Below are 25877 nucleotides of genomic sequence, written 5' to 3'. Positions count from 1 at the left end.
GCATGAAAACTGGAGGTCAGCTCGTCGTCGACGCGCTCGTCGCCAATGGCGTCAAACGCATCGCCTGCGTACCGGGGGAAAGCTATCTGGCGGTGCTGGATGCGCTCTACGACACCGACATCGATGTCGTCGTCTGCCGCCAGGAGGGGGGCGCTGCAATGATGGCCGATGCCTGGGGGCGGCTCAGCGGCGAGCCCGGCATCTGCATGGTAACGCGCGGCCCCGGCGCCACCAATGCGTCGGCCGGCCTGCATGTGGCCCGGCAGGATTCGATCCCGATGATCCTGTTCATCGGCCAGGTCCAGAGCGAGGCTCGCGAGCGCGAAGCCTTCCAGGAGATCGAATATCGCCGCGCCTTCACCGAGGTCGCGAAATGGGTCGGCGAGATCGACGATCCCGCCCGCATTCCCGAATTCGTCACCCGCGCCTTCGCGGTCGCGACCTCAGGCCGGCCGGGCCCGGTCGTGCTGACGCTTCCCGAGGACATGCTTACGCGCAGCGCCGAGGCGCCAGCGGCAAAGCCCTACCAGCCGGTCGAGGGCCATCCGGGTCCGTCCCAGATCAAGCAGCTCGGCGCGCTGCTCGAAGGCGCCAAGCGCCCGATCGCCATCCTCGGCGGCACGCGCTGGACGGCTGACAGCGTCGCCGAATTCCAGCGCTTTGCCGAGCGCTGGAGCCTGCCTGTCGGCTGCTCCTTCCGCCGCCAGATGCTGTTCGACCACCTGCACCCCAACTATGCCGGCGATGTCGGCATCGGCATCAACCCGGCGCTGGCAAAAGAGATCAAGGAAGCTGATCTGGTGCTTCTGGTCGGAGGGCGCTTCTCCGAAATGCCGTCGTCCGGCTATACGCTGATGGATGCGCCCTATCCGCGCCAGACGCTTGTCCATGTCCACCCCGATGCATCCGAACTCGGCCGCGTCTATCGGCCGGAACTGCCGATCGCCGCCAGCCCCCGCGATTTCGTCACAGCACTCGAAGGGCTCGCGCCAGCGGCCGAGCCGGTGTGGTCGGCACGCACCAGGGCGATGCATGAAGGTTACCTCAAGTGGTCGACACCGCCGGAAACCGGCCCCGGCGACGTGCGCATGGGCCCGATCATGAACTGGATCGAGGCGAACACACCGGAAGACACCATCTTCACCAACGGCGCCGGCAACTACGCCACCTGGGTGCATCGCTTCCACCGCTTCCGCAGATACGCAACACAGGCAGCCCCCGCCTCCGGCTCCATGGGTTACGGCCTGCCGGCAGCCGTTGCCGCCAAGCATCTGCACCCGGATCGCGAAGTCATCTGCTTTGCCGGCGACGGCTGTTTCCTGATGCACGGTCAGGAATTCGCAACTGCCGTGCGTTACCGCCTGCCGATCATCACTGTGGTTGTCAACAACGGCATCTACGGCACGATCCGCATGCACCAGGAGCGGGATTATCCCGGCCGCGTCAGCGCCACGGACCTGACCAATCCTGACTTTGCCGCCCTTGCCCGCGCCTATGGCGGCCACGGCGAGACGGTGGAAAAGACTGAGGAGTTTGCCGATGCATTCCTGCGCGCCCGCGCCAGCGGCAAGCCGGCGATCATCGAGATCAAGCTCGATCCGGAAGCCATCACCCCGACGCGCACGCTGAGCGAAATAAGGAAAGGCTGAGCGGAACGGGCAGGTTTTCCTTCGAGCACGCTTCAATCACGGCGCCGACGCGCCGTGGCTGGATTCCTGTGACAAGCACAGGAATGAGGGCATGGAACTGTTGCGGCCAACCGAGCCCGTTTCCGACGTGATCGCACATCTCCGCAAACGCGGCATGCGCGCTGCGACACCTCCTAGCGCTCCCTCATTCCTGTGCTTGTCACAGGAATCCAGCTGCGTCGTGTCGACGACGCAGGGAGGTGGTGTCCTCCTCTATACTGAGTTGCCGCTTCTTGCTTATTCCAGCCACTCCGTCGCAAACGCACCGGTCACATGCAGGTCGGTGGTTTCCAGGCGCCCAGGTCCGAGGTTTTCGAACTTGTGCGGCACGTTGGCCGGCGCCACGACGATCTGCCCGGCTTCTGCCTCGATCTTGCGATCGCCGACGGTAAACAGCGCGCGGCCGGTGCGGATGATGAAGGTCTCGGGATAGGGATGACGGTGCAGCTTCGGCCCGCCGCCAACCTTGTCGGTGGTATAAAACATCACCGAAACGTCGGCGCCATAGGAGCCGCCCTGGAACTCGCCCTGCCAGACATCGGGCTTTTCAGCCCACTGCTCGCGTTCGATCAAATGTATTCCCGTCATGCCATATCCTCCGCCGTTCGTGTATCCGAACCGCGGTCGAGCCGGCGCGTCAGGTGCGCATTCCCTGGGGCATGCATCCCTTGGGGGCTATGTGGACCCGAGGACACATCGTCGCAAAGGGCGCACGAAGTGCGCCCTTATGCTGCGGTAGGCCGGCTCAGCCGCGAATATGCTGTGTCTGCTGGAAGACCGCCGTCGAGCGAGCGCCGGAGCGGCAATAGCCGAGCATCGGGCGCTGGAATTCGTCAAGCGCGTCGACCATCTTTTGGACCGCATCCGCCGTCACGCCCATCGGGCCGACCGGGATGTGCATGGTCTCGATGCCCAGCTCCTGCGCGCGCGCTGCGATGGAATCGAAGGTCGGCTGGTCCGGCGCCTCGAAATCGGGGCGGTGGCAGACGATGGACTTGAAGCCAAGCGCCTTGATCTGGTCGAGGTCTTCGACCGTGATCTGGCCGGAAACCGAGTATTCATCGTTGATCGGGCGGATGTCCATGGTCGCTTAATCCCTGCAAAAAACCTTGGCCACTGATGTAGGCGCGGTGCCCGCCGGCGTCAATTCCAATCGCTCAGTCAGGAGACACCGAAGGCAAGCGCATAGGTCTGTGTCTGCCCGGGCTCGAGCAGTTGCAGCTCACCGGCAGCAGCAAGCTCCGGCCGCTTGGCGAGGCGATGCGACGCAGGCTCGATGCTGATGACATCGGCCGCACCACGCTGACAGCGCCACATCTGCAAGTAAGGCAGCGTGTCGGCGCGAAAGCGCACCGCCAAGCACTTCCCGCCCGCACCGACCAGCGGCGAAAGCGCCACTTCGGACCAGCCGTCGGCCCCGACGCTGGCCGGGATGCAGAAATGCGCGCTCTCGCCCTCGCCGAAGCGCCAGGCCCGTTCACCCTCGGCAAAAGACGGACTGGTTATGCGGGTCGCGTCGCCGACCAGTCGGCCGGCAATATTGAGGTGGTACATCATCATCGGCGGAAAGGCGCCGGCGCCGGTGTTGGTGAGCCGGTCTTCCAGCATCACCTCATGTCGGTCCGCATCCACATGCCAGCGCCGTTCCAGGAGCGCGTGGCCGCCATCGGCAAGATTGACCTCGACGGTGGCGATGCAAAGCGTGGTGTCGGCGGACATGTGCGTGTGCTTGACCGGCGTGCCGGCAAGCGAACCGTGCAAGGGATAGCGCGTGCCTTCCCCGCGGCCGGCAATCGGTTCGGGATGGCGGATGTGGTCTGGTCCGCAGGTAAAGAGAAAACCGGCGAGTGCCCGGTCGATGCGCGGGTCGCCATCGGAGGGGATCGCGGTACCCGGCGAAAGATCGACGCCATCAACGACGAAGGCGGCGATATCGAGTGCCGACAGACGGTCGAACAGCAGATGATTCTCCTGTTCGTTATCGGGTGCATCAAATCTCGTTCGCATGCACCAGCCTCCAGTCCAACTCACGGGAATCACAGCGATCACAAAGACATGATAGCCGACAGGGGCTGTTTTTCATCGGTTGAAAGCTGCTAAGGGTGCGCCTAGATAGAATTTAACCGCTTATTCATGATGAATTCACTTTTTTCACATTAACGTCGAAATCCAAATGTACCGCGCCACATCAACCACCATGAGAACAGGTTTTATCGTGACGTCAGCGACCCGCACCGGCCTCTCGCTCCTCGCCGCAGCCGGCTTCCTCGCCGTGGATCTTGCATCCGCCTTTGCTCAGGAAGGTTACGGCCGCAATCGCCGCGGCAATGGCGACGTGATGCTGGTGACGCCGGAAGGCGAAATTCTCGACTATATGCCGGGCCCCGATGAAGTGCGCACCATGCGTGACCGTCGCGGCCGCACCGTGCTGGTCGACAACTGGGGCAACGTGGTCGCAACCGTAGTACCGTCCGACGGCTATCGCGCCTATCGCCGCCAGGGCGACGTCGATGTCTATTCCAACCGCCGCAACGGCGACCGCGGCTACGGCTATTCCGAGCCGGGCGATGTCACCGGATCCATTCAAGACTATCGCGATCCGGCCTATCGCGACGTGGTGCCGCCCTCGGTCGAGCGCAACGACCTGCCCAACAGCCTGCCCGGCCTGATCGACGGCAGCGAAGAGGCGGCGATCGATCCGCAATATGAGCAGCCATTGCGGCAGTCCATGCCGCCGGCCATATCGGTCAAGTCCAAGTCGCGCGCCGAAATCACCGCGCTGCAGGTCTTCCTCGACCGCGAAGGTTTCTCGCCCGGCGTCATCGACGGCAAGATGGGCTCGAACGTCACCAAGGCGATCGAGGCCTGGCAGCAGTCAACCGGCGAAACGCTCGATCCGAACAACACCGAAGATATCCTCGAGCGCCTGCGCATGAACGGCGGCCTGCCGATCACCAGCTATACGATCACGGCCGCCGATGCCGCAGGCCCCTATGTCGCCTCGATCCCCGACGACTACGCCCACAAGGCGATGCTGCCGCACATGTCCTTCACCGCGACGACCGAAATGCTCGGCGAGAAGTTCCACATGGACGAGACCTATCTGCGCGAGCTCAACCCAGGCGTGGACTTCACCATTCCGGGCACGATCATCAAGGTCATCAATCCCGGAGAAAACCGCAAGGAAAAGGTCGCGCGCATCGTTGCCGACAAGGCCCGCAAGCAGGTTCTGGCCTATGATGCCGCCGACAAGCTCGTCGCCGCCTACCCGGCAACGATCGGCTCGTCCGACACGCCCTCGCCGTCAGGCATCGTCAATGTCGAGCGCATCGCGCTCAATCCCGGCTACACCTACAACCCGAAGATCAACTTCAAGCAGGGCAACAACGACAAGATCCTGACGCTGCAGCCGGGGCCGAACGGCCCGGTCGGCACGGTCTGGATCGCGCTCTCGAAGCCGACCTACGGCATTCATGGCACGCCGGAGCCCTCCAAGATCGGCAAGACCCAGAGCCACGGCTGCGTTCGCCTGACCAACTGGGACGCAACGGAACTTGCCAAGATGGTGAGTGTCGGCGTCACGGTCGAATTCGCAGACTGAGGCATCAGCCGCTCGATACATCCCGCAGAAAACGATCAAAGCCCGGGTACCACCCGGGCTTTCTTCTTTGCCGACCGTGGCAAGCGTTGCCGCGTAGGAACCCCGGTGGAATTGACTGAAATCGCAGCTTTTTTCGCATCCCGTCCCCCAATTGGGGGAGTGACAGCGACATGTCTCCGTTGAAAATGAGCTTGCCTGATCGATGACGTCATCGGTCAGGTTATTTTCATCGGAACCCATAGGGCCGGTGCGGCGGACCGCCGACCCGGCAAAGACATTTACACCCGACTACTCCACCGACACGACCCAGACCGCGGCCGCCCACGAACCGGCTGCGGTCATTTTTTTGCGGACGCCCCACAGTCAACCTTCATGACCTCATGAAACCCCTCATGACCTCATGAAACATTGTCATGAGAATTTTCGAGGCGATGGCCCTATCACTTAGCCACCTCTAAATTTCAGGCCCTTGACCGAAGGAATGTCCGCGATGGCGACCGAGCGCACCTTGCCCAACCTCTGGCATGCGACGGCACCGGCAGCGCCGGACACGCGCCCGCTTGCCCGCGACCTGACGACAGATGTCGCCATCATCGGCGGCGGCTTCACCGGTCTTTCGGCTGCACTTCATCTCGCGGAAAAAGGCGTCAAGGCCACGGCGATCGAGGCGAAGATGATCGGCTTCGGCGGCTCCGGCCGCAATGTCGGCCTCGTCAATGCCGGCATGTGGGTCAAGCCCGACGATCTGATCGCGACGCTGGGGCTCGAGGCCGGCAACCGCCTGCTCGGCGAACTCGGCGACGGCCCGGCAATGGTCTATGCCCTGGTCGAGAAGCACGGCATCTCCTGCGAAGCCGTCCGCAACGGCACCCTGCACATGGCCGTCGGCGCCGAAGGCTTGAAGGATATCAGCGACCGCGAGACCCAATGGAAGAAGCGCGGAGCGCCGGTCGAGGTTCTCTCGGCCGAGCGATCGAGCGCGCTCTCGGGCGCTGAAGGTTTCTCCGGTGCGCTTCTCGATCGTCGCGCCGGCACGATCCAGCCGCTTGCCTATGCCCGCGGCCTTGCCCGTGCGGCCCTTGCCGCCGGTGCCGAGATCTATACCGACACTGCGCTCGTCGGCGCCGAACGCAAGGGCGAAACCTGGGTGCTGAGAGCCGGCCAGAACATCGTCAGGGCCAAGCAGGTGATCCTCGCCACCAATGCCTATGGCGGCATGTTTGCCGAGACCCCGTGGCAGGAACACACGCAGGAACTGACGATCCTGCCCTACTTCCAATTCGCCACCAATCCGCTCCCGGAAAAGGTCGCAAGCCGCATCCTGCCGGAGCGCCAGGGCACATGGGATACGGGCCTTGTCATGACCTCGTTCCGCATGGACCAGCAGAACCGCCTGATCTTCGGTTCGATCGGCCGGCTCGATGCGATGGCCGAGGGCACGCACCGCGCCTTCGCCGCCCGCTCCGTGCGCAAGCTCTTCCCCTATATCGGCGATTTCCGCTTCGAATACTGGTGGGACGGCCGCATCGGCATGACGACCAACAACCTGCCGGCCATGCATACGCTGGCGCCGAACGTCGTCTCCGTCAGCGGCTACAACGGCCGCGGCATCGCACCCGGCACCGTCTTCGGCAAGGCGCTCGCCGACCACGTCACCGGCCAGACCTCCGCGATCCCGCTTGCCGAAACGCCTGTGACGCCCGACACCTGGCGCAGCGTCAAGTCCGCCTTCTACCATGCGGGCGCACAGGCCAAGCATCTGGTCGACCGCCGGTTCTGAGCGGTTTCGTCAACGCGCGACGAGACATCCCTTGCAGACATCGAAGATGGTGAACTCCGTCTGAGACGGGCGCCATGTCGACGCACGTTCATGCGCAGGTGGCACCCCATCCTCCGTCTTCCTCGGGCTTGACCCGAGGATCCAGGGCCTGCCACGCGAAATTGGCATGTGCTTTCGTGGAACTGCAGAACGGGATCCTCGGGTCAAGCCCGAGGATGACGACCGGAGAAGTGAAGCCCGGGGACGGAACGTCACGAAGACAAGCTCGGGGCTGACTGAGTGGTCAAAACTTACCATGATCACAGCGGACGCCGAAATTCCTACGAACTTCGCCGGCGATCCAAGTGCGCTCATAAAACTCTGGCTATAATAGACAGCGCCCCGGACCGGGATGATCCGAGGCGCTATTGCCCATACTGCGATACGTGGGCTAAGGCCGCGCGGCGATAACCGGACGCGGTGCCGACGTGAACCTGGGTAGACGTCTGGAACGCCTTCAGCTTCAGCGCGATCTGTTCTGATTCCACCGTCAGCGCCTGGCTCGCGGCATTGGCTTCTTCAACCATGGCAGCATTCTGCTGGGTGATCTGATCCATCTGGCCGATCGCCGTATTGACCGCCTGCAGGCCGGTGGCCTGTTCCGCCGTGCTGGCGCGGATGTTGCCGAAGACCGAGCTGACTTCGACCACCTGCGAGACGATCTGCTGCAGCGACTGGGCGACCTGGTTGACCGAGCTGACGCCATCATCCACCTGGCCGCGCGACTTGGCGATCAGGCCCTGGATGTCCTTGGCCGCATCGGCGCAGCGCTGGGCGAGCGCCCGCACTTCCGAAGCGACAACCGCAAAGCCCCTGCCCGCCTCGCCGGCACGCGCCGCCTCGATGCCGGCGTTGAGCGCAAGCAGGTTGGTCTGGAAGGCAATCTCGTCAATGACGTCGACGATGCGGGCGATGCTCGCAGACGAGGTCTGGATTTCCTGCATCACCTCAATCGCGTGGCTGACCACCTCGCCGCTCCGCTCGGCATTGGCGCGGGCGGCAATCACCGTCGAGTTCGCCTGATCGGCGCCTTCGGCCGTCTGCTTGACGGTGCGCGTCACCTGTTCGACGGCAGCGGCCGTCTCCTCGAGGTTTGCCGCCTGGCGTTCGGTGCGCTTGGCGAGATCGTTGGCTGCTGCCGCAATTTCCTTGGCGCTCAGATGGATCTGGCTGGCGCCGGCCTCGATGCCGCCGATCGCGCGGGCAAGCTCGCTGATCGCATGGTTGAAGTTCTCGCCGAGTTCCTCGTAGGCAACCGGCAAATCGGCGGCGATGCGCGCCGTCAGGTCACCGTCGGAGATCTTCTTCAGGGCAACGCCGAAGGTCTGGCTGACGAGCTTGCGTTCGGTCGCCAGTACCTCTTCCTGCACCGCGCGCTGCTTCGTGACGTCGGAGGCGTCCATATAGACCGAGATCGACAGGTCCATGTCGAGGAACATGCCCTTGACGAGGCTCGAAAGCATCGCGCTCATCTCTTCCGCCGAGGTCGTCTGGCGCGAAAACAGACCGCCCTTTGGCCAATTCGCTTTGACGATCTCCGTGATCAGATGTTCGGCGATCAGCGCGTAGCCGCCGATATACCAGCGCGGCTCCAGCCCGATACGGGCGTGCACCTGGCCGATGGTGCGGACCTTCGCGCCATATTCGTCGTTGAAATTGGCGTCGGCGATGTTGGCCCAGTGGCCGACCTGCGCGCCCTTGGCGCGGTTGATGTGCGCATCCGACGAGAAGAAGCGGTTCGTCTCCGGCGTCTTTTTGACCCGGGCGTAAAACTTGTCGAGCGCCGGCGCCAGCTCCTTTTCGAGGATCGGCTTCAGGGCCTTCAGGCTCGCCTTGGCGGCATCGTCAAGCGCCATGAAATTGAGACGACCGGCAATGTCTTCCTTGCCGGCAGCGACGTGTTCCGTTTTCATGCGCGATTTCCCTGCATGCTCTTGCTGGATCATGGAAGCTGGACGGGAGACCAAGCGAGAAAGGTCGAATCCACAATCCTTGCCGCAATCATGGCGGCTACCTGCACCCTCGCAAACCGCCATAAGGTGCAATCGCTTTCCACCAGCACTGGTATAAGCCCATGGTAAAGGAAGCCTTACGGGCAACAGCCTTTTCGGGTGGTCGCAACGCGATTCAACCGGAATTGACGAACATCAATTCCGGTTATGGCAGTCTTCAAAGCGGCTAACTTCGTATGCCGATCCCTGATCAGGCCGCGCGCCGCGTCGCCCAGGATGGTGCACGCGAAGCCCAGGAGCGGCGCGCCCTCACCGGCGTCAGAGCCTGCACTTCCTTGGCAAGCGCAGCTGCATTTTCGCGGGCCTTGTCGAGGTTGCTGACGCGGGTATCATCCATCGACTGAAGCGTGCCGCCGCAGTCGAAAATCTCGCGATAGGCAACGCGCTCGACGATCGGCGTGTCGAGCACGGAGACGCCGCGCGAAGCAAGCAAAGTCTTGATGGTCTGCAGCGCCCGCGTCGTCACCAGAGAATTGACCCGGGTGAGAACGACGGAATGGTTGATGCGCACACGCGACCTGTCCTCGATCTGGCGGATGAGCTCGAGGATCTGCACGGCACCGCGCGCATCCATCGCGCAGCCCTGCACCGGGATCAGCACCTGGTCGGAAAGAGCGAGAGCCAAAGCGACGATCTGATCCTTGGCGCCGGCGAGGTCGATGATGATGTAGTCGGCTTCGTCCTTCATTTCCCGGATATGACATTCCAGCGATGCCGGCGTGATATGCGAGATGACGGAGAGATTGGCGATCTGGCCGGAGTTTTCCGCCCAGCTGGTGATCCAACGCTGCGGATCGGCATCGAGGACCACAACACGGTGTCCCTGTCTCGCCAGTTCCGTCGACAGGATCAGCGCCGCCGTCGTCTTGCCCGCGCCGCCCTTTGCATTGGCGAATGTGATGACCGCCATCTTCTTCCTCATTCTGTCCTGTGTTCCGTGGCCTGCCCAACCGATGCTTCGCCGGGCAATGCCGCTTAATAGAACCTTTCAGAACATGGTTAACGAATTGGAAATTTTCGTTGGCGAAGATTAACCCCCGCCCTGCCAAATCCGCAGGCAGGGCGCGAAAAAGCCCGGAAAACCAATGGTTTCCCGGGCCGAAGAAAATTAACGGTCAGTTACTTTAGAGCGACTTGCCGGCGGTCAAATGCACTCCCTGAACAGCTTCTTGGCCGCATCGAGCGTCAGTTCAACCGGGTTGCCGCCGGCGGTCGGATCGACGATCGCCATTTCCGACATCTCGTCGATACGGTCGGTGCCGACGCCGAGTGCGGAAAGCTTGTCGGGAACGCCGAGTTCCTCGCGCAGCTTCAGCACGTAGTCGTAGAAACCGTCGAAGCCACCGGAAATGCCGAGATAGGCGGCCGCCCTGACGATCCTGTCCTCGATCGCGCTGCGGTTGAAGCGCAGCACCGGCGGCATCACCACGGCATTGGTCATGCCGTGATGGGTGTTGTAGATCGCACCGACCGGATGCGACAGCGAATGGATCGCGCCGAGCCCCTTCTGGAAGGCGACGGCACCCATGGCGGCCGCGCTCATCAGGTTGGCGCGTGCTTCGATATCGGTGCCGTCCTTGTACGCGCGCGGCAGGTATTCCTTGACCAGGCGCATGCCTTCAAGCGCGATACCGGCCGACATCGGATGGTAGAACGGCGAAGAATAGGCTTCCAGGCAATGGGCAAAGGCGTCCATGCCGGTGCCGGCGGTAATCACTTTCGGCATGCCGACCGTCAGTTCCGGGTCGCAGATGGTGACGGCTGGAAGGAACTTCGGGTGGAAGATCACCTTCTTCACATGGCTGGCGGAGTTGGTGATGACGCTGGCGCGGCCAACCTCTGAGCCGGTGCCCGCTGTCGTCGGCACCGCGACGATCGGCGCGATGCCTTCGACGCTCGCACGTGTCCACCAGTCGCCGACATCCTCGAAGTCCCAGACCGGGCGGCGGCTCTGGCCGGCCATGAAGGCCACGCACTTGCCGAGATCGAGGCCGGAACCGCCGCCGAAGGCGACGACGCCATCATGGCCGCCGTCCTTGAACGCCTTGACGCCGGCGGCGAGGTTGACGTCATTCGGGTTCGGATCGACGTCGGCGAAGATCGCCCGGCCAAGGCCGTTGGCCTCGAGGATATCGAGCGCATTCTGCGTGATCGGCATCGGCGCCAGGCCACGGTCGGTGATCAACAGCGGCTTCTTCATGCCGACAGCCTTGCAATGTTCGGCAAGCTCCTTGATCCGGCCGGCGCCAAACTTGATGGCGGTCGGGTAGCTCCAGTTCGCGGTGATCGTCATGCTGTGACTTTCTTCAGATGGTAGGATTTCGGACGGGTAAGGTTCTGGAAGCCGATGACCGAAAGCGAGCCGCCGCGGCCGGTTTCCTTGACGCCGGTCCAGCACAAGGCCGGATCGAGATAGTCGGCGCGGTTCATGAAAACGGTGCCGGTTTCAAGGTCGCGGCCGATGCGCGAGGCGCGGTCCGCATCCTGGGTCCACAGCGACACGGTCAGACCGTACTGGCAATCGTTCATCAGCTCGATCGCCTGGCTGTCGCTCTTCACCTTCATGATGCCGACCGCCGGACCGAAGGTTTCTTCGCGCATGAAGGCCATCGAGTGATCGACATCAACAAGCACCTGCGGCGCGAGATAGGCGCCGCCATCATCCTGCGGGAATAGTTTCGGATCGACCAGCGCCTTGGCGCCCTTGGCGATCGCATCGGCGATCTGCTCGCGCACAGTTGCGGCGAAGCGCTTGTGCGCCATCGGGCCAAGCGTCGTTTCCGGATCGAGCGGGTTGCCGAGCTTGTAGTTCGACACCCAGGCAACCGACTTCTCGACGAAGGCGTCATAGAGCGATTCATGCACATAGATGCGCTCGATGCCGCAGCAGCACTGGCCGGAATTGAAGGTAGCGCCATCCATCAGCGTGTCGACGGCCGCATCGAGATCGGCGTCTTCCATGACATAGCCCGGATCCTTGCCGCCGAGTTCGAGGCCGAGACCGGTGAACGTTCCGGCGGCCGCGCGCTCGATCGACCGGCCGCCTTCGACCGAGCCGGTGAAGTTGATGAAGTCGAAGCTTTTCGCCGCGATCAGCGCCGCCGTCGTCTCATGGTCGAGGAAAACGTTCTGGAACACGTCGGCCGGAACGCCGGCCTCGACGAAGGCGCGCACCATGCGTTCGCCGACGAGGATCGTCTGGCTGGCATGCTTGATGACCACCGTGTTGCCGGCCATCAGCGCCGGCGCGACCGTGTTGATCGCGGTCATGTAGGGGTAGTTCCACGGCGCGATGACGAAGACCACGCCATGCGGCTCGCGCTCGATACGACGGCCAAAGCGGTCGCTCTCTTCGACGAGGATCGGCTTCAGCGCGTCGGCAGCAATCGAAGCGACATAGTTCGAGCGCTCGTTGAAACCCTTGAACTCGCCGCCGTAGCGCACCGGCCGGCCCATCTGCCAGGCCAGTTCCGGCACGACCTCGTCGACCATCTCGTTGAGACGGGCAACGCCTGATAGTACCAGGTTGACGCGCTCGTCCAGCGGACGGCGGGCCCAGCTCTTCTGCGCCTGGCGCGCGTGGGCGACGGCCTGCTTGGCCATTTCCAGCGGCAGCGCCGGGCGCTCGGCATAAACCTCTCCGTTCACCGGAGAAATACACTTGATCATGCTCATGATCGTCTTCCTGCTTCCATTTCGAATGACGGCGTAGCCGGCCCTTGGTACCGGACCGGCCACTGAGATCTAAGTTTCCGGCCTTGTCAGGCCCGCTCGAAGCCGCGCGCCACTTCCCAGTCGGTGACGCGACGGTCGTATTCTTCCTGCTCCCACTCGGCCGCGCGGACATAGTGGTCGATGACGTCGTCGCCGAAGGCGGCACGCAGCATCTTGGACCCCGTCAGCGCCTCGGTGGCGGCGCGCAGGGTGCGCGGGATCTCGCGCACGTTCTTGCCGCCGTAGGCATCGCCGACGAAGGGCGCTTCCAGTTCCATCTTGCCTTCGATACCGGAAATGCCGGCCGCGAGCAAAGCCGCGAAGGCGAGATAAGGGTTGAGATCGGAGCCGCCGACGCGGCACTCGATGCGGATCGCCTTGGTGTCTTCACCGCAGAGGCGGTAGCCGGCCGTGCGGTTGTCCTTGCTCCACACCGCCTTGGTCGGCGCGAAGGTGCCGGCCATGAAGCGCTTGTAGGAGTTGATGTAGGGCGCGAGGAAATAGGTGATCTCGCTGGCGTGGCTGAGCAGGCCGGCCACATATTGGCGCATCTGCTCCGACATGCCGTATTTGCCGTCCTTGTCGAAGAATTTCGGCGTCTTGCCGTCAGGGCTCCACAGCGACTGGTGGATATGCGAGGAGGAGCCCGCGGCCGAATAGTTCCACTTGGCGAGGAAGGTGATCGCCTTGCCGCGCGACCAGGCAATCTCCTTGCAGCCGTTCTTGATGATCGCATGCCGGTCGGCCATCGTCAGCGCGTCGGCATAGCGCACGTTGATCTCTTCCTGGCCGGCGGACGCCTCGCCCTTGGAATTCTCGACCGGGATATCCGCGCCCTGCAGGCCGTTGCGGATCGCCCGCATTACATCCTCTTCCTTGGTGGTCTGGAAGATGTGGTAGTCCTCGTTGTAGCCGCTGACCAGCTGCAGGTCGCGATAGCCGGACTGGCGCGCGTCGTCATAGGTCTGATCGAACAGGAAGAATTCGAGCTCGCTCGCCATGAACGCCTTGAGGCCCATCGCCTCCAGCCGCGCGATCTGCTTCTTCAGGATGGCGCGCGGTGAATGCGGCACTTCGGCATGGGTGTGATGATCGAGCATGTCGCACAGCACGAGTGCGGTGCCTTCGAGCCACGGAATGCGCCGCAGCGTCGAAAGGTCCGGCTTCATCGTGTAGTCGCCATAGCCCTTCTCCCAGCTCGTCGCCTTGTAGCCGGAGACGGTCTCCATCTCCATGTCGGTCGCCAGCAGGTAGTTGCAGCTATGCGTTTCCTGCCAGGCGCTGTCGACGAAATACTGCGCGTGGAAGCGCTTGCCCATCAGCCGGCCCTGCATGTCGACTTGGCAGGCGAGAACCGTATCGATGCGGCCGGCGGCGACATCCTCTTTCAATTGCTCGAACGAATAGCTCATCAAATTTCATCCCATGTTTCGGCAAGCGGCCGTTCCCGTGGCCGCAAAAAGAAAGGCGGAAGCTGCAGATGCGCTCCCGCCCATTTCATTATTGGTTAGACTTGGCCGACCGCCTTTTCGGCAGCGGCGATTTCCGCCTGGCGGCGAGCCACTTCATCGCCGATCGGCGGACCGCGGAACCGGCGGTTTTCCAGGCCGAACCAGATGATCGCAGTCAGCGCCAAGAAGCCGACGGTGATGTAGAGCGCCCAGTCGTTTGGCGGCTGGATGCCGAGAACGAAGATCAGCACCATGGCGATGATCGAGAGCACCGCGAAGAGCTTGAACATGCCCTCGCCCAGGTTCCACGGACCCATCTTGTCCCACTTCGACGTACCCCAGGCGAACAGACCGAGCGTGATCGGGATCGCGAAGGAGAAGAACAGGAAGATGACGGTGCACGATACGACGATCGTATAGACCGGCGTTTCGCCGATCGAGACCAGCGACGAGCCCCAGACGAAGAGCACGGAGAGGATCGAACCGGTCCAGATCGCAGCCACCGGCGTGCGGTAGCTCGGGCTGACCTTGGCCAGAGCCTTGGACGCCGGCAGGCCGCCGTCACGCGAGAAGGCGAAGATCATGCGCGAGACCGACGTGACGGTTGCCAGGCCGCACAGCCACTGGCTGACGAGGATGGCGAGGTAGAGCACGTCCTTGATCACAGGGTGAACCTGCGCGTCCATTGCCCAGAAGAACACGTTCCAGCCCTGCTTGGCGGCTTCGTCCATGTTCGGCAGCATCAGCACGAAGGAGCAAAGCATGATGTAGCCGAACAGCGCCGACCACAGCACCGACGAGACCATGCCGCGCGGCACGGATTCTGCCGCCTTTACGGTTTCTTCCGAGGTGTGCGCGGAGGCGTCGTAGCCGGTGATCGTGTAGATCGGCAGCAACAGGCCGAGCAGGAACACCCAGGTGCCCGAGGTCGCCGGCCATACGTTTCCACCCGTCTCGCCGGAATAGTTGGAGAAGGTGAAGAGGCGGGCGATGTCGTAGCTGTCGGCGACGGCAAGGCACACGAGCGCAAGCAGGATCGCCGTTGCGAAGATCAGGTAACCCGAGAAGTCGGTGAGCTTGGCCGTAAGCCCGATGCCCATGTGGTTTACCAGCGCCTGAGCGCCCGTGATGACCGCAAGGAAGATGATGCGGGTGAGCGTCGTATCCGCAAGACCGAAATACGGCGTGCCGAACGAGCCCATGAAGAAGTAATAGGTGCCGACGTTGATGGCGCCGAGAACGGTGACGAGACCGAGCAGGTTGAACCAGGCGGTTACCCAGCCGGTGAAGCGGTTGCCGAGGATCGAGCCCCAGTGATAAAGGCCGCCGGCCGTCGGATAGGCCGAGCTTATCTGCGCCATGGCGACGGCAAAGACGAGCGAAATGAAGCAGCCAAGCGGCCAGCCGATGCCGATTGCGGCCCCACCCGCACCCGACGTCGCCTGCGCCAGCGAGTTGATGCCGCCGGAGAGAATGCAGATGATGGAGAATGAGACCGCGAAGTTCGAGAACTGGCTCATTCGCCGCTCGAGCTCCTGGGCATAGCCCATCGAATGCAGGACCTGCATGTCCTGCTTTTTGTCGAGATCACTGTAGTCTGACATTTTTCTTCCCCTGATTTCTTCAGACCCGACCGCCCCATTGCAGCAGGGTCCCATCACCACCTGCCCCGGCAAGCCGGAACAGGACCGCGGCAAAGCCGCTCCCCAGGGTCTTTATTTTGCTGAAAGCGCTGCCACGCCTTTGCTGAGCAGCCCTTCCAGATAATCGGCCATGACCCTCTGGCCGATCTCGTTTCGAATGAGATCGTTGCGGATCTCGATCATCACATTCGGCAGCCCGTTGTGGACGCCGTATTCGATCAGACTGTGCGTAACGCCGTCGGCCGGCCCGTAAGGCTCGTTGCGGCGGATATCGTAGGCGACCTTGCCCCTGGTTGCGAAGGTCAGCATCTGATCGGCGAGCCGGCTGTCGGCATCATGCAGGATGCCCACTTCGACGGAACGCGGCTTGCCGAAATAGACGGGCGTGAACGAATGCATCGTGACGACCACCGGCGGTCGGCCTTTGGCCTTGCGCTCGGTCACGAACTGGCTGATGGCGTCGTGAAACGGCAGGTAGATCTCGTCGACCCGTGCCCGGCGCTCCTCCTCCGCCATGTCGCGGTTGCCCGGAACCTCATAGACTTCGCTGACGGCAGGCATGGCGCCGTCGGCCTCCGGCGGGCGGTTGCAATCATAGGCAAGGCGCGAAAAGCGCTGGTAGATCAGGACCGCGTCGAGCTTGCGCGACAGAAACTCTGCAACCGCGAGCGCGCCCGGGTCCCAGGCAATGTGGCTTTCGAGCGCCTGCGGCGAAAGGCCGAGCGAACCGAGACGCTCCGGCACCCGGCGCGACGCATGTTCGCAAACGAGAACGATATCGCCTCTCCCGGCCGCGTTCTCGATCGCAACCGGATCGCCATCTGTATCGGTCAAAAGTCGCGTCAACACCGGCATCCCCTCTTGCCCCGTTAGACGTTCGTTAATGAAAAGATTTGTTCAGAGATTAGCGAGTGTCAATCGAAATCTGAAACGATCTCTTCAAAATTGCGATTGACTCCAATTGTGACAGCGATGTTTAATCTGTCACAAACTGGCGTTAGACCAGTTCAGGGGAGACTATGACTAGCAAGGCGACACCCACGACGGTGTCGGATGTGATCAACGCCCACTTCGCCGCGCTGACCCGCGCGGAAAGACAGTTGGCAGAGACACTTCTCGACAACTATCCCGTATCGGGACTCGGTTCGATCACCACGGTCGCCGAGAACGCTGGCGTATCGACTCCGACCGTCGCCCGCATGGTGCAAAAGCTTGGTTTCAAAGGCTTTCCCGATTTCCAGTCGCGGCTGCACCAGGAGCTGGAAGCCACGATTTCCAACCCGATCACCAAGCATGACCGCTGGGCCGCAAGCGCGCCGGGCACCCACACGCTCAATCGCTTTGCCGATGCCGCCATGAACAACATGCGCGAGACGCTGGCGCAGATCGAGCCGCGCGAATTCGACGAGGCGGTCGCCCTTATCGCCGACCGCAAGCGCAACGTCTATCTGCTTGGCGGCCGCATCACCCGCGCCGTTGCCGATTATCTCTTCACCCATCTGCAGGTGATCCGCCCTGGTGTCACCGAAATCGCGTCGAATGCCAGCGCATGGCCACACTACGTGCTCGACATGCGCCACGGCGACGTGCTGATTCTCTTCGACATCCGCCGTTACGAGCAGGAAATGGAGACGCTGGCGAAATCGGCGCGCGAACGCGGCGTCGAGATCGTCCTCTTCACCGATCGCTGGAGCTCGCCGGTGGCAAAATCCGCCTCCAAGGTCTTCCGCTCGCAGATCGAGGTGCCCTCGGCCTGGGACAGTTCAGTGGTGATCCTGTTTCTGGTCGAGGCCCTGATCGAGGCCGTCCAGAGCACCAACTGGGACGCAACCCGCGACCGGATGAAGACGCTAGAGGGATTGTTCGATTCGACCCGCATCTTTCGCAAACCGGTTTAGGAGGAGTGGCCGGCACGTTCACGGAATTTTATGCACGTGTGTTTCAGTGAAGGCGCCGTGTCGAAAAAAGAATTGTTCTTCCAACGACATGCGCGGCGCGAACAGACAGATCGCTGTCACACAAGTTTCATCGCATCTCTTTAACAGCATCGCCGAAATTGACTGAAAACCCATAAGGAGAACGCCAGTGATTTCAACGACTCAACGCCTGCTCTCGCTTTCCACCGCCATGCTTCTGGCAACGACGGCCATCGCCGCTGCCGAGCCGAGCGAAGAGCTCATCGCCGCCGCCAAAAAGGAAGGCTCGCTGACCACCATCGCACTTCCGCACAACTGGTGCGGCTATGGCGACGTCATCGCAGGCTTCAAGGCCAAGTATGGCCTGGAAGTCAACGAGCTGAACCCGGATGCCGGTTCGGGCGACGAAATCGAAGCCATCAAGGCCAACAAGGGCAACACCGGCCCGCAGGCGCCTGACGTCATCGACGTCGGTCTCTCCTTCGGTCCGTCGGCCAAGGCCGAAGGCCTGATCCAGCCCTACAAGGTCTCCACTTGGGATTCGATCCCGGATTCGGCCAAGGACGCCGAAGGTTACTGGTACGGCGACTACTACGGCGTTCTCTCCTTCGTGGTGAACACCGACATCGTCAAGGACGTGCCGAAGGACTGGGCCGACCTGAAGAAGTCGGACTACGCCAACTCGGTCGCCATGGCCGGCGACCCGCGCGCCTCCAACCAGGCGGTTCAGGCCGTCTACGCCGCCGGCCTCGCCGCTGGCGAAACCGATGCCGTCAAGGCTGGTGAAACGGGCCTCGGCTTCTTCGCCGAAGTCAACAAGGCCGGCAACTTCGTTCCGGTTATCGGCAAGTCCGCCTCGCTCGCGCAGGGCTCGACCCCGGTCGTGATCGCCTGGGACTACAACGGCCTTTCCTGGCGCGACAGCCTCAACGGCAACCCGCCGGTTGAAGTCGTCGTTCCGGCTTCGGGCGTCGTCGCCGGCGTCTACGTCCAGGCGATCTCGGCCTACGCGCCGCACCCGAACGCGGCAAAGCTGTGGATGGAGTATCTTTATTCCGACGAAGGTCAGCTCGGCTGGCTGAAGGGCTATTGCCACCCGATCCGCTTCAACGACCTCGCCAAGAACGGCAAGATCCCGCAGGAACTGCTCGACAAGCTGCCGCCGGCAGCAGCCTACGAAAAGGCTGTCTTCCCGACGCTCGAAGAGCAGGCCAAGGGCAAGGAAGCGATTACCACCAAGTGGGATAGCGTCGTCGGCGCAAACGTGCAGTAATATCCATGACTTCCGCCTCTCCGCGCCTCGGCGCGGGGAGGTTTCCCTAAAGCGCGTCACGATCACCAGGATTCGCTTGCTGCGCTTTAAGGTCTTGTTTTTGCGCATGTCGTTGTCGCAAACCGCAACACGCTTTTGCGCGACATGGTTTAATCTCGTGCACAATTCCTTAGCTCGGTATCGATCTAAGGAATTTTGCAGCAAATCAAAGCGCTAAGGCGATCTTTGTGCGTTCATGCGGACGCGCAAAGGTCACTGCAAGCCTCGGGACAGAAAGCCTATATGAGCACCGCTTCACCGACCTTGATCAGCAAGCGAGCCGTCATCGACTGGCTCGGCATTGCCCCCTTCATGCTTTTCGCGCTGCTGTTCCTGATCATCCCGACGCTTTATCTCGTCACCGGCGCGTTCCTGACGCCCGATGGCAGCTTTACCTTCAAGAACATCGGCGATCTGTTCACGCCCTCGATCCTCAGCGCCTACTGGATCTCGATCCGGATCTCGATCGCGTCCTCGATCGGCGGCGCGCTGATCGGCTTCTTCCTCGCCTGGGCAATCGTGCTCGGCGGCGTGCCGACCTGGATCCGCTCGGGCCTCCTGACCTTTTCGGGCGTCGCCTCGAACTTCGCCGGCGTGCCGCTCGCCTTCGCCTTCCTCGCGACCCTCGGGCGCACCGGCCTCGTCACCGTCTTCCTGCGCGAATGGTTCGGCTTCAATCTCTATTCGACCGGCTTCAACCTGCTGTCGTTTTTCGGATTGACCATCACCTACATGTATTTCCAGATCCCGCTGATGGTGCTGATCCTGACGCCGGCGCTCGATGGTCTGAAGAAAGAATGGCGCGAAGCCTCTGAAATCCTTGGCGCCTCGACCTGGCAGTACTGGCGCATGGTGGCGCTGCCGATCCTGTGGCCGAGCCTGCTCGGCACCACGCTCCTGCTGTTTGCCAACGCCTTCGGCGCGATCGCCACGGCCTATGCCTTGACCGGGTCCTCGCTCAACATCGTGCCGATCCTGCTCTATGCGCAGATCCGCGGCGACGTGCTGCACAATCCGAACCTCGGCTATGCGCTGGCGCTCGGCATGATCGTCATCACCGGCATCTCGAACGTTCTCTATATCTGGCTGCGTATGCGCGCCGAACGGTGGCAGAAATGAAAGCACAACGTCTCGGCGCCTGGATCGCCATCGCCATCGGTGCAAGCTACTTCATCATCCCGCTGCTGGGCACGCTGGAATTCTCGCTGCGCATGCGCCGCGGCGAATACTCGTTCGACGCCTATCGCTCGGTCTTCTCCGACCTGCAGTTCCGCGAGACCTTCGGCTATTCGATGATGATGGCCGTGTTGACCATCGTCTTCGGCATGCTGCTGGTGGTGCCGACCGCCTATTGGGTCCGCCTTCGCCTGCCGCAGGTGCGCCCGATCATCGAATTCATCACCCTTCTGCCGCTGGTCATCCCGGCGATCGTCATCGTCTTCGGCTATCTGCGCCTCTACAACTCCTCGTCGTGGATCCCGCTGACCGGCTCGATCTCCGGCACCAATGCGCTGTTGATGTTCTCCTACATGACGCTGTCCCTGCCCTACATGTACCGGGCGGTCGATACCGCGATGCGGGCGATCGACGTCCGCACGCTGACGGAAGCCGCCGAAAGCCTCGGCGCCAAATGGCCGACGATCCTGTTTCGCTGCATCTTCCCCAACGTCATGAGTGGCGTGCTCTCCGGCGCCTTCATCACCTTTGCGATCGTCATGGGCGAATTCACCATGGCCGCGCTGCTCAACCGCCCGGCCTTCGGTCCGTACCTGCAGCTCGTCGGCGCCAACAAGGCCTATGAGCCTTCGGCGCTCGCGGTCATCGCATTCGCCATCACCTGGCTCAGCATGGGTCTGATCCAGCTCGTTTCCCGCATCCAGAAATCCGCTCCGGCCAAGGCTTGATCACATGGCATTCCTGACACTGAACAATATCCAGAAGTCCTTCGGCCCGGTTCAGGTCGTGCACAACTTCAACATGGTCATCGACAAGGGCGAGTTCGTTTCGTTCCTAGGCCCGTCAGGCTGCGGCAAGACGACGATCCTGCGCATGATCGCCGGCTTCGAGACGCCGTCGGGCGGCACGATCACCATCGACAGCAAGGACCAGGGAACGCTGAAGCCCAACCAGCGCAACATCGGCATGGTGTTCCAGGCCTATGCGCTGTTTCCCAACATGAACGTCAACGACAACGTCGCCTTCGGCCTGAAAGTCGCCGGGGCGCAGAAGTCGGAGATCGATACACGCGTCAAGCAGATGCTGAGCCTGATCAAGCTCGAGCACCTGGCCGACCGCTTCCCCTACCAGCTTTCCGGCGGCCAGCAGCAGCGCGTGGCGCTCGCGCGCGCCCTCGCCGTCAAGCCGCAGGTGCTGCTGCTCGACGAGCCGCTGTCGGCGCTCGACGCCAAGATCCGCGTGTCGCTGCGCGAGGAAATCCGCCAGATCCAGCAGCAGCTCGGCATCACCACTGTCTTCGTCACCCATGACCAGGAAGAAGCCCTGTCGATCTCCGACCGCATCGTCGTCATGAATTCCGGGCGAGCCGACCAGATCGGCACGCCGTTCGAGATCTACAACACCCCTGCGACCCGATTCGTCGCCTCCTTCGTCGGCACGCTCAACATCATCGAAGCCAAGGTCGCCGACCCGGCCGCCGGTGCTGTCACCATCGGCAACCAGCAGGTGTCGCTGAAGGAGCCGATCGCCGGCATGAAGGGTGGCGACAACATTTCGCTGGCGCTGCGCCCGGAGGCAGGCTCGATCGCCGACAGCGCCAGGGGCGACACCGCGCTGACCGGCGAGGTGGTTTCGACCAGCTTCCTCGGCTCGGTCATCCGCACCAAGCTGCGCATCGGCGGCGACGTCATCTCCTTCGACATGTTCAACGACCCCGGCCTGACGCCGCCGGCCTTCGGCTCGAACGTCACGCTCCGCTTTGCCGCCAAGGACCTGCTCGTCATCCGCGAGTAGATCTCCAGCGTCCCCCTACAGCGCGTGCGTCTTGTTACGCGCAAAGGTCGCTGTAGCGCTTTGAAGTGCTGCATGTTTTTATCCCTAAATCGAATAGGATTTAAGGAAACATGCAGTAGCTGCCTTGCACATGCCGTGGAGAGATTGCCTGAACCGTCGAATGAAAAACAGCGCATTTTGCACCGGCGGCCGCCATGACTAAAGCGCAGCCGAGTGCGTTCGTCACCCATATCCACGAAGAACTCGCGGATATCGGTCCCGTTGACATAGGCCGCTTCTTCGGCTTGGGCCTATCTTGTCGCTGATCGCCAGTTCGCCATCAGCATCAAGGATCGCCTCTATTTCAGGGTTGATCAGCCCCTGAGAGATGCGCTTCTCAGCGAAGGATGTCAGCCGTTCACCTACAACAAGGGCGGCAAACCGGTGGTCGTGCACCGCTACTACGAAGCACCGGTCACTTGCCTTGATGACAGGCAGGCGCTGCTCCATTGGTCCGCACGCGCGATCGCCGCCGAAGACGAAGCCCCGCGTCGCGTCCGCAGATAAATGTCTCGTGGCGGCGACGCGGCACGCGGCCGAGGTCAGACTACGGCGGCTCCCGACGGGAACAGATTTGTCCGGGAGCGATACGGCACGGAAAAAATCTGTCGCGATTTCCCGGATTTTCGTCGCGTCATGCGTTTGACCAGGCACGGCCGATCTATATAGTCGCTCTTGTTCTCAGGGCGGGGTGAAACTCCCCACCGGCGGTAGCGATCGAAAGATCGAAGCCCGCGAGCGCTTCGGAGGTCTACTTCGGAGGTCAGCAGATCCGGTCAGATTCCGGAGCCGACGGTCACAGTCCGGATGGAAGAGAGCAAGCAGGAACGTGGACCCCACACCGGGGTTTCGCGCGCGTGCATGTTCGCCCGACGGGAAAATTGGAAACGCCAAACCCTGGAAGGCTTGAGACCATGACTATTCTTTCCCACCCCACCGCCAAGATTGCGATTGTCCGTGCCCGCTGGCACGCCGACATCGTCGACCGCTGTGTCGATGCCTTCGTCGCCCAATGGACGAAGTTCGGCGGCAGTGCCGCCGACGTCGAGATCTTCGACGTGCCAGGCGCGCTGGAAATCCCGCTGCACGCGCAGAAGCTTGCCAGGACCGGCCGTTACGCCGCGATCCTCGGCACCGCCTTCGTCGTCGATGGCGGCATCTACCGCCATGACTTCGTCGCTGGCACGGTGCTCGACGGTATGATGCGCGTCCAGCTCGATACCGACGTGCCGGTGCTGTCGGCCGTGCTGACGCCGCACAATTTCCAGGAAAGCGCGCCGCTGATCGCCTTCTTCCGCGAACACTTCGTCGCCAAGGGCGAAGAAGCCGCCAATGCCTGCGCCCAGATCCTCGACGCCCGCGCCAAGCTGGCGCTGCTCAACGCCTGATCTGCTGGCGGGCCGCAAGCCCGCGCCGTATCCGGCCGCCACCCCTCATCCGGCCTGCCGGCCACCTTCTCCCCGCCTGCGGGGAGAAGGCTAGGGTGAGGGGCAAGGCTCGCTCAGCGCTCCGATGCGCAACCATCGAGCCGCTTCGCGGCGCCTGCTTGAATCAACCTCTGAACCACCTGAATCAAGCCGCCAGCAACAGCCGGCAAACCGCTGTTTCGAATAGCCAATTCCCGGCGTTCAATGCACCGGCTCTGCCTCATCAAGGCACCGTTCCAGCGCCGCCATCCGGTGGCGATGACCGACCGCCTCGAAACCGACGACGGTCACGAACGGCGCAAACATCAGAATGATCAGGCAGATCGCCATGTCGACGCCCGCCATCGCGGCCGCGATCGACGCCGCAAGCAGCAGCATCGTGCCGGCGAGCAGCCAGGCATGAAGCGGTTCCGACTGCCGCAGCAGATAGGCATACATGCCGTAGACCAGAGCGATATAGGCCGCGACCGGGACCGCCACCGTCAACACGGTCGCAAGCGACCCGATATGCGCCTTGTGCTCGATGTAATAGGCGGCGACATGCAGGCCCGCACCGGTCGCAACGATCGCGGCGAAAATGAACATGTGACCATAGCCCCAGACGAAGGAGCGTCTGCGGTGCACGTGCAGGACCTCGGCACTCGGCAACAGGAAATAGATCCACCACATGCCGAAGGTAAGCCCGGTGCCCGCAAGGCAGACGAGCGCCACGTCGAGGTTCCAGCCCTCCCCATCCACCACCGCCGTGATCGAGGCGACCGTGCCGACGACGCCTTCTCCGAGCGCGATGATTGCCAGAAGGCCGTAGCGTTCCGCAATATGGTGGGCATGCCAGGGCGTGCCGCCATGCCGCGTCTCGGCGATATAGGGCCCGAGCATCTCGATGACGGTGAGCGCCACGACCATGGCGAAGGTGACAACGATCGAGAAGTCGACGAAGATCTGCACGACCCAGCCGAGTTGCGCAACCGTGATCGCTACCACATAGGTCATGCAGGCCTGCCGTCGTGCCGGATCTTGGCCGGCGGCGCGCAGCCACTGGAAGATCATCGCCACCCGCATGACGACGTATCCGAGCACCATCACGCCATTGTCGAGATGGGCACCCTCGTCGACCGAGCGGAACATGGCGGGAAGGCCGATCGCCAGGATCAGCACGCCGACCATCTGCACCATGGTCACGCACCGGAACACCCAGTCGTCGGTGTCATAGGCGGAAGCAAACCAGGTGAAATTGATCCAGGCCCAGCAGATGGCGAAGCTGGCGAAGAAGAAGCCGATCAGCCCCGCCTTGAAATGTCCTTCGGCCATCAGATGCGCAAGCTGCGATGCCGCAAGGCTGAAGGCGATGACGAAGGTCAGGTCGAACAGAAGCTCGAGCGTCGTGGCTGTGCGGTGGTGTTCGTGCGTGTCGCGGCCGCTCATGCGCGCCAGGCGGTGGCTTCCGGCATGCGGCGGTGTCGTTGGGGCGTCGGGCATGGGGCGGCATTCCTCGCTGACGTGACGATATGCAAGCATGTTCAAATATTTACAGAAGCTTCGTCAAGCCGGCAGTGCCCCGGCGGTCTGCCAAAACACCCGACAGCGCCGCGCCTCAAACATGACGCGCAAACGACGCTGAAACGAATTAGGCAGTGGCAAATCAGGAAAAGACGCCCGGCATCTCTGCCGGGCGTCTCGCCGCGATGCGCGAGGGAGGATCAACGTGCATTGCGGTATTAGAGCATTTCCAGGAAAAGTGCGAATCGGCTTTCCGCCAGGAAATGCGTAAAAACAAAGAGATAGAGCGGGTCTGTGGCTCCGTTTAAACCGGAAACGCTCTAGCAGTTGGCTCGCTTACTTCGCCGCGTCGAGACGATCGATCGCGTCGACATTGCCGGCCGACGGGCCGTTCGCGTCGAATTCGGAGGCGAGCCAGGTATCAACGATCGACTTCGCCAGCTCCGGCCCGATGACGCGCGCGCCCATGGTGATGATCTGTGCGTTGTTCGACTTTGCCGCCCGCTCAGCGGAATAGGTGTCGTGGGTCAGCGCGGCGCGGATGCCCGGCACCTTGTTGGCCGAGATGCAGACGCCGATACCGGTGCCGCAGAACAGGATGCCGCGCTCGTTGTCGCCATCGACGATGGTCTGCGCCAGCTTCTGCGACAGGTCGGCGTAGAAACCGGACTGGCTGAGGTCGCTGACTTCGAGGTCGGCCTTGCCCTTGAGATGGGCGGCGATGACGTCGAGCAAGGGCTTGCCGGCGCTGTCTGCTCCGATTGCGATCTTCATGATTGTTCCTT

At 62.5% G+C, this 25877-nt stretch carries 21 protein-coding genes and 1 riboswitch; of the genes, 9 read left to right on the top strand and 12 right to left on the bottom strand.

The features are described from left to right. The first annotated feature begins 2 nt into the window (after positions 1–2). Positions 3–1649 (top strand): thiamine pyrophosphate-binding protein, encoded by a 1647-nt coding sequence (locus ASD02_RS13210; RefSeq protein ID WP_025427756.1) that lies wholly within the window; start codon positions 3–5, stop codon positions 1647–1649. A 276-nt stretch (positions 1650–1925) separates the two neighbouring features. Here the strand turns inward: ASD02_RS13210 and ASD02_RS13205 are convergent, their stop codons facing one another. From ASD02_RS13205 to ASD02_RS13195, 3 genes are all read right to left on the bottom strand, one after another. After that, positions 1926–2276, bottom strand: a complete 351-nt coding sequence (locus tag ASD02_RS13205) for a cupin domain-containing protein (RefSeq protein ID WP_025427757.1) — start codon at positions 2274–2276, stop codon at positions 1926–1928. A gap of 157 nt (positions 2277–2433) precedes the next feature. Continuing rightward, complete coding sequence (locus ASD02_RS13200) at positions 2434–2772, bottom strand: TIGR01244 family sulfur transferase (protein WP_025427758.1); 339 nt, start codon at positions 2770–2772, stop codon at positions 2434–2436. A 77-nt stretch (positions 2773–2849) separates the two neighbouring features. Then, positions 2850–3695, bottom strand: coding sequence for a DUF4432 family protein (locus ASD02_RS13195; protein WP_025427759.1), 846 nt, complete (start codon positions 3693–3695; stop codon positions 2850–2852). A gap of 166 nt (positions 3696–3861) precedes the next feature. Here ASD02_RS13195 and ASD02_RS13190 point away from each other — a divergent pair, with 166 nt between their 5' ends. Then, complete coding sequence (locus tag ASD02_RS13190) at positions 3862–5289, top strand: L,D-transpeptidase (protein ID WP_025427760.1); 1428 nt, start codon at positions 3862–3864, stop codon at positions 5287–5289. A gap of 490 nt (positions 5290–5779) precedes the next feature. Then, a complete protein-coding gene (locus ASD02_RS13185) occupies positions 5780–7069 on the top strand; it encodes an FAD-binding oxidoreductase (protein WP_025427761.1) in 1290 nt (429 codons plus the stop codon). A 404-nt stretch (positions 7070–7473) separates the two neighbouring features. On the opposite strand, the gene ASD02_RS13180 is transcribed toward ASD02_RS13185, so the two are convergent. The 7 genes from ASD02_RS13180 to ASD02_RS13150 form a co-directional block, all read right to left on the bottom strand. Then, on the bottom strand, positions 7474–9021 hold the full coding sequence (locus ASD02_RS13180; protein WP_057220758.1) for a globin-coupled sensor protein: 1548 nt from the start codon (positions 9019–9021) through the stop codon (positions 7474–7476). 289 nt (positions 9022–9310) lie between these two features. Next, positions 9311–10030, bottom strand: a complete 720-nt coding sequence (locus tag ASD02_RS13175) for a ParA family protein (RefSeq protein WP_025427763.1) — start codon at positions 10028–10030, stop codon at positions 9311–9313. Between the two features lie 234 nt (positions 10031–10264). Beyond that, positions 10265–11413 carry an iron-containing alcohol dehydrogenase gene (locus ASD02_RS13170; protein ID WP_025427764.1) on the bottom strand — a complete coding sequence of 383 codons (1149 nt, stop codon included), beginning with the start codon at positions 11411–11413 and terminating at the stop codon, positions 10265–10267. Beyond that, positions 11410–12795, bottom strand: coding sequence for an aldehyde dehydrogenase family protein (locus tag ASD02_RS13165; RefSeq protein WP_057220757.1), 1386 nt, complete (start codon positions 12793–12795; stop codon positions 11410–11412). Before ASD02_RS13165 ends, ASD02_RS13170 begins: the two co-directional genes overlap by 4 nt. An 86-nt stretch (positions 12796–12881) precedes the next feature. Beyond that, positions 12882–14246, bottom strand: a complete 1365-nt coding sequence (locus ASD02_RS13160) for a glutamine synthetase family protein (RefSeq protein ID WP_025427766.1) — start codon at positions 14244–14246, stop codon at positions 12882–12884. Positions 14247–14341: 95 nt separating this feature from the next. After that, positions 14342–15889 (bottom strand): amino acid permease, encoded by a 1548-nt coding sequence (locus tag ASD02_RS13155; RefSeq protein ID WP_025427767.1) that lies wholly within the window; start codon positions 15887–15889, stop codon positions 14342–14344. A 111-nt stretch (positions 15890–16000) separates the two neighbouring features. After that, positions 16001–16774, bottom strand: a complete 774-nt coding sequence (locus tag ASD02_RS13150) for an N-formylglutamate amidohydrolase (protein WP_025427768.1) — start codon at positions 16772–16774, stop codon at positions 16001–16003. Between the two features lie 173 nt (positions 16775–16947). On the opposite strand from ASD02_RS13150, the gene ASD02_RS13145 reads away from it, so the two are divergent. From ASD02_RS13145 to ASD02_RS13115, 6 genes are all read left to right on the top strand, one after another. Further along, positions 16948–17826 carry a MurR/RpiR family transcriptional regulator gene (locus ASD02_RS13145; RefSeq protein ID WP_025427769.1) on the top strand — a complete coding sequence of 293 codons (879 nt, stop codon included), beginning with the start codon at positions 16948–16950 and terminating at the stop codon, positions 17824–17826. A gap of 187 nt (positions 17827–18013) precedes the next feature. Further along, entirely contained in the window at positions 18014–19117 is a 1104-nt protein-coding gene (locus ASD02_RS13140; RefSeq protein WP_025427770.1) for an ABC transporter substrate-binding protein, read from the top strand. 282 nt (positions 19118–19399) lie between these two features. After that, positions 19400–20275 carry an ABC transporter permease subunit gene (locus ASD02_RS13135; protein ID WP_025427771.1) on the top strand — a complete coding sequence of 292 codons (876 nt, stop codon included), beginning with the start codon at positions 19400–19402 and terminating at the stop codon, positions 20273–20275. Then, positions 20272–21060 carry an ABC transporter permease gene (locus tag ASD02_RS13130; protein WP_025427772.1) on the top strand — a complete coding sequence of 263 codons (789 nt, stop codon included), beginning with the start codon at positions 20272–20274 and terminating at the stop codon, positions 21058–21060. The genes ASD02_RS13135 and ASD02_RS13130 overlap by 4 nt, the downstream gene beginning before the upstream one ends. Positions 21061–21064: 4 nt before the next feature. Further along, positions 21065–22126: an ABC transporter ATP-binding protein gene (locus tag ASD02_RS13125; protein ID WP_025427773.1), complete on the top strand. Its 1062-nt coding sequence runs from the start codon at positions 21065–21067 to the stop codon at positions 22124–22126. Between the two features lie 712 nt (positions 22127–22838). Beyond that, positions 22839–22988, top strand: a riboswitch (FMN riboswitch). Positions 22989–23079: 91 nt separating this feature from the next. Next, positions 23080–23553, top strand: coding sequence for a 6,7-dimethyl-8-ribityllumazine synthase (locus ASD02_RS13115; protein WP_025427775.1), 474 nt, complete (start codon positions 23080–23082; stop codon positions 23551–23553). 240 nt (positions 23554–23793) lie between these two features. On the opposite strand, the gene ASD02_RS13110 is transcribed toward ASD02_RS13115, so the two are convergent. Both ASD02_RS13110 and ASD02_RS13105 read right to left on the bottom strand, forming a co-directional pair. Next, on the bottom strand, positions 23794–25071 hold the full coding sequence (locus tag ASD02_RS13110) for a low temperature requirement protein A (RefSeq protein WP_025427776.1): 1278 nt from the start codon (positions 25069–25071) through the stop codon (positions 23794–23796). Between the two features lie 357 nt (positions 25072–25428). Continuing rightward, positions 25429–25866: an RpiB/LacA/LacB family sugar-phosphate isomerase gene (locus tag ASD02_RS13105; RefSeq protein ID WP_025427777.1), complete on the bottom strand. Its 438-nt coding sequence runs from the start codon at positions 25864–25866 to the stop codon at positions 25429–25431. Positions 25867–25877: the final 11 nt, after the last annotated feature.

The organism is Ensifer sp. Root1252, assembly GCF_001425885.1.
In the GTDB taxonomy this organism is placed as follows: Bacteria; Pseudomonadota; Alphaproteobacteria; order Rhizobiales; family Rhizobiaceae; genus Ensifer; species Ensifer canadensis.
The sequence above is the reverse complement of the archived record's forward strand: the minus strand, read 5'-3'. Positions and strand labels throughout refer to the sequence as shown.

What these genes read in the sequence shown, in the direction of transcription:
- ASD02_RS13210 (WP_025427756.1), top strand. Translation starts at nt 3, where the DNA reads ATGAAAACTGGAGGTCAGCTCGTCGTCGACGCGCTCGTCGCCAATGGC.
- ASD02_RS13205 (WP_025427757.1), bottom strand. Translation starts at nt 2,276, where the DNA reads ATGACGGGAATACATTTGATCGAACGCGAGCAGTGGGCTGAAAAGCCC.
- ASD02_RS13200 (WP_025427758.1), bottom strand. Translation starts at nt 2,772, where the DNA reads ATGGACATCCGCCCGATCAACGATGAATACTCGGTTTCCGGCCAGATC.
- ASD02_RS13195 (WP_025427759.1), bottom strand. Translation starts at nt 3,695, where the DNA reads ATGCGAACGAGATTTGATGCACCCGATAACGAACAGGAGAATCATCTG.
- ASD02_RS13190 (WP_025427760.1), top strand. Translation starts at nt 3,862, where the DNA reads ATGTACCGCGCCACATCAACCACCATGAGAACAGGTTTTATCGTGACG.
- ASD02_RS13185 (WP_025427761.1), top strand. Translation starts at nt 5,780, where the DNA reads ATGGCGACCGAGCGCACCTTGCCCAACCTCTGGCATGCGACGGCACCG.
- ASD02_RS13180 (WP_057220758.1), bottom strand. Translation starts at nt 9,021, where the DNA reads ATGAAAACGGAACACGTCGCTGCCGGCAAGGAAGACATTGCCGGTCGT.
- ASD02_RS13175 (WP_025427763.1), bottom strand. Translation starts at nt 10,030, where the DNA reads ATGGCGGTCATCACATTCGCCAATGCAAAGGGCGGCGCGGGCAAGACG.
- ASD02_RS13170 (WP_025427764.1), bottom strand. Translation starts at nt 11,413, where the DNA reads ATGACGATCACCGCGAACTGGAGCTACCCGACCGCCATCAAGTTTGGC.
- ASD02_RS13165 (WP_057220757.1), bottom strand. Translation starts at nt 12,795, where the DNA reads ATGAGCATGATCAAGTGTATTTCTCCGGTGAACGGAGAGGTTTATGCC.
- ASD02_RS13160 (WP_025427766.1), bottom strand. Translation starts at nt 14,246, where the DNA reads ATGAGCTATTCGTTCGAGCAATTGAAAGAGGATGTCGCCGCCGGCCGC.
- ASD02_RS13155 (WP_025427767.1), bottom strand. Translation starts at nt 15,889, where the DNA reads ATGTCAGACTACAGTGATCTCGACAAAAAGCAGGACATGCAGGTCCTG.
- ASD02_RS13145 (WP_025427769.1), top strand. Translation starts at nt 16,948, where the DNA reads ATGACTAGCAAGGCGACACCCACGACGGTGTCGGATGTGATCAACGCC.
- ASD02_RS13135 (WP_025427771.1), top strand. Translation starts at nt 19,400, where the DNA reads ATGAGCACCGCTTCACCGACCTTGATCAGCAAGCGAGCCGTCATCGAC.
- ASD02_RS13130 (WP_025427772.1), top strand. Translation starts at nt 20,272, where the DNA reads ATGAAAGCACAACGTCTCGGCGCCTGGATCGCCATCGCCATCGGTGCA.
- ASD02_RS13125 (WP_025427773.1), top strand. Translation starts at nt 21,065, where the DNA reads ATGGCATTCCTGACACTGAACAATATCCAGAAGTCCTTCGGCCCGGTT.
- ASD02_RS13115 (WP_025427775.1), top strand. Translation starts at nt 23,080, where the DNA reads ATGACTATTCTTTCCCACCCCACCGCCAAGATTGCGATTGTCCGTGCC.
- ASD02_RS13110 (WP_025427776.1), bottom strand. Translation starts at nt 25,071, where the DNA reads ATGCCCGACGCCCCAACGACACCGCCGCATGCCGGAAGCCACCGCCTG.
- ASD02_RS13105 (WP_025427777.1), bottom strand. Translation starts at nt 25,866, where the DNA reads ATGAAGATCGCAATCGGAGCAGACAGCGCCGGCAAGCCCTTGCTCGAC.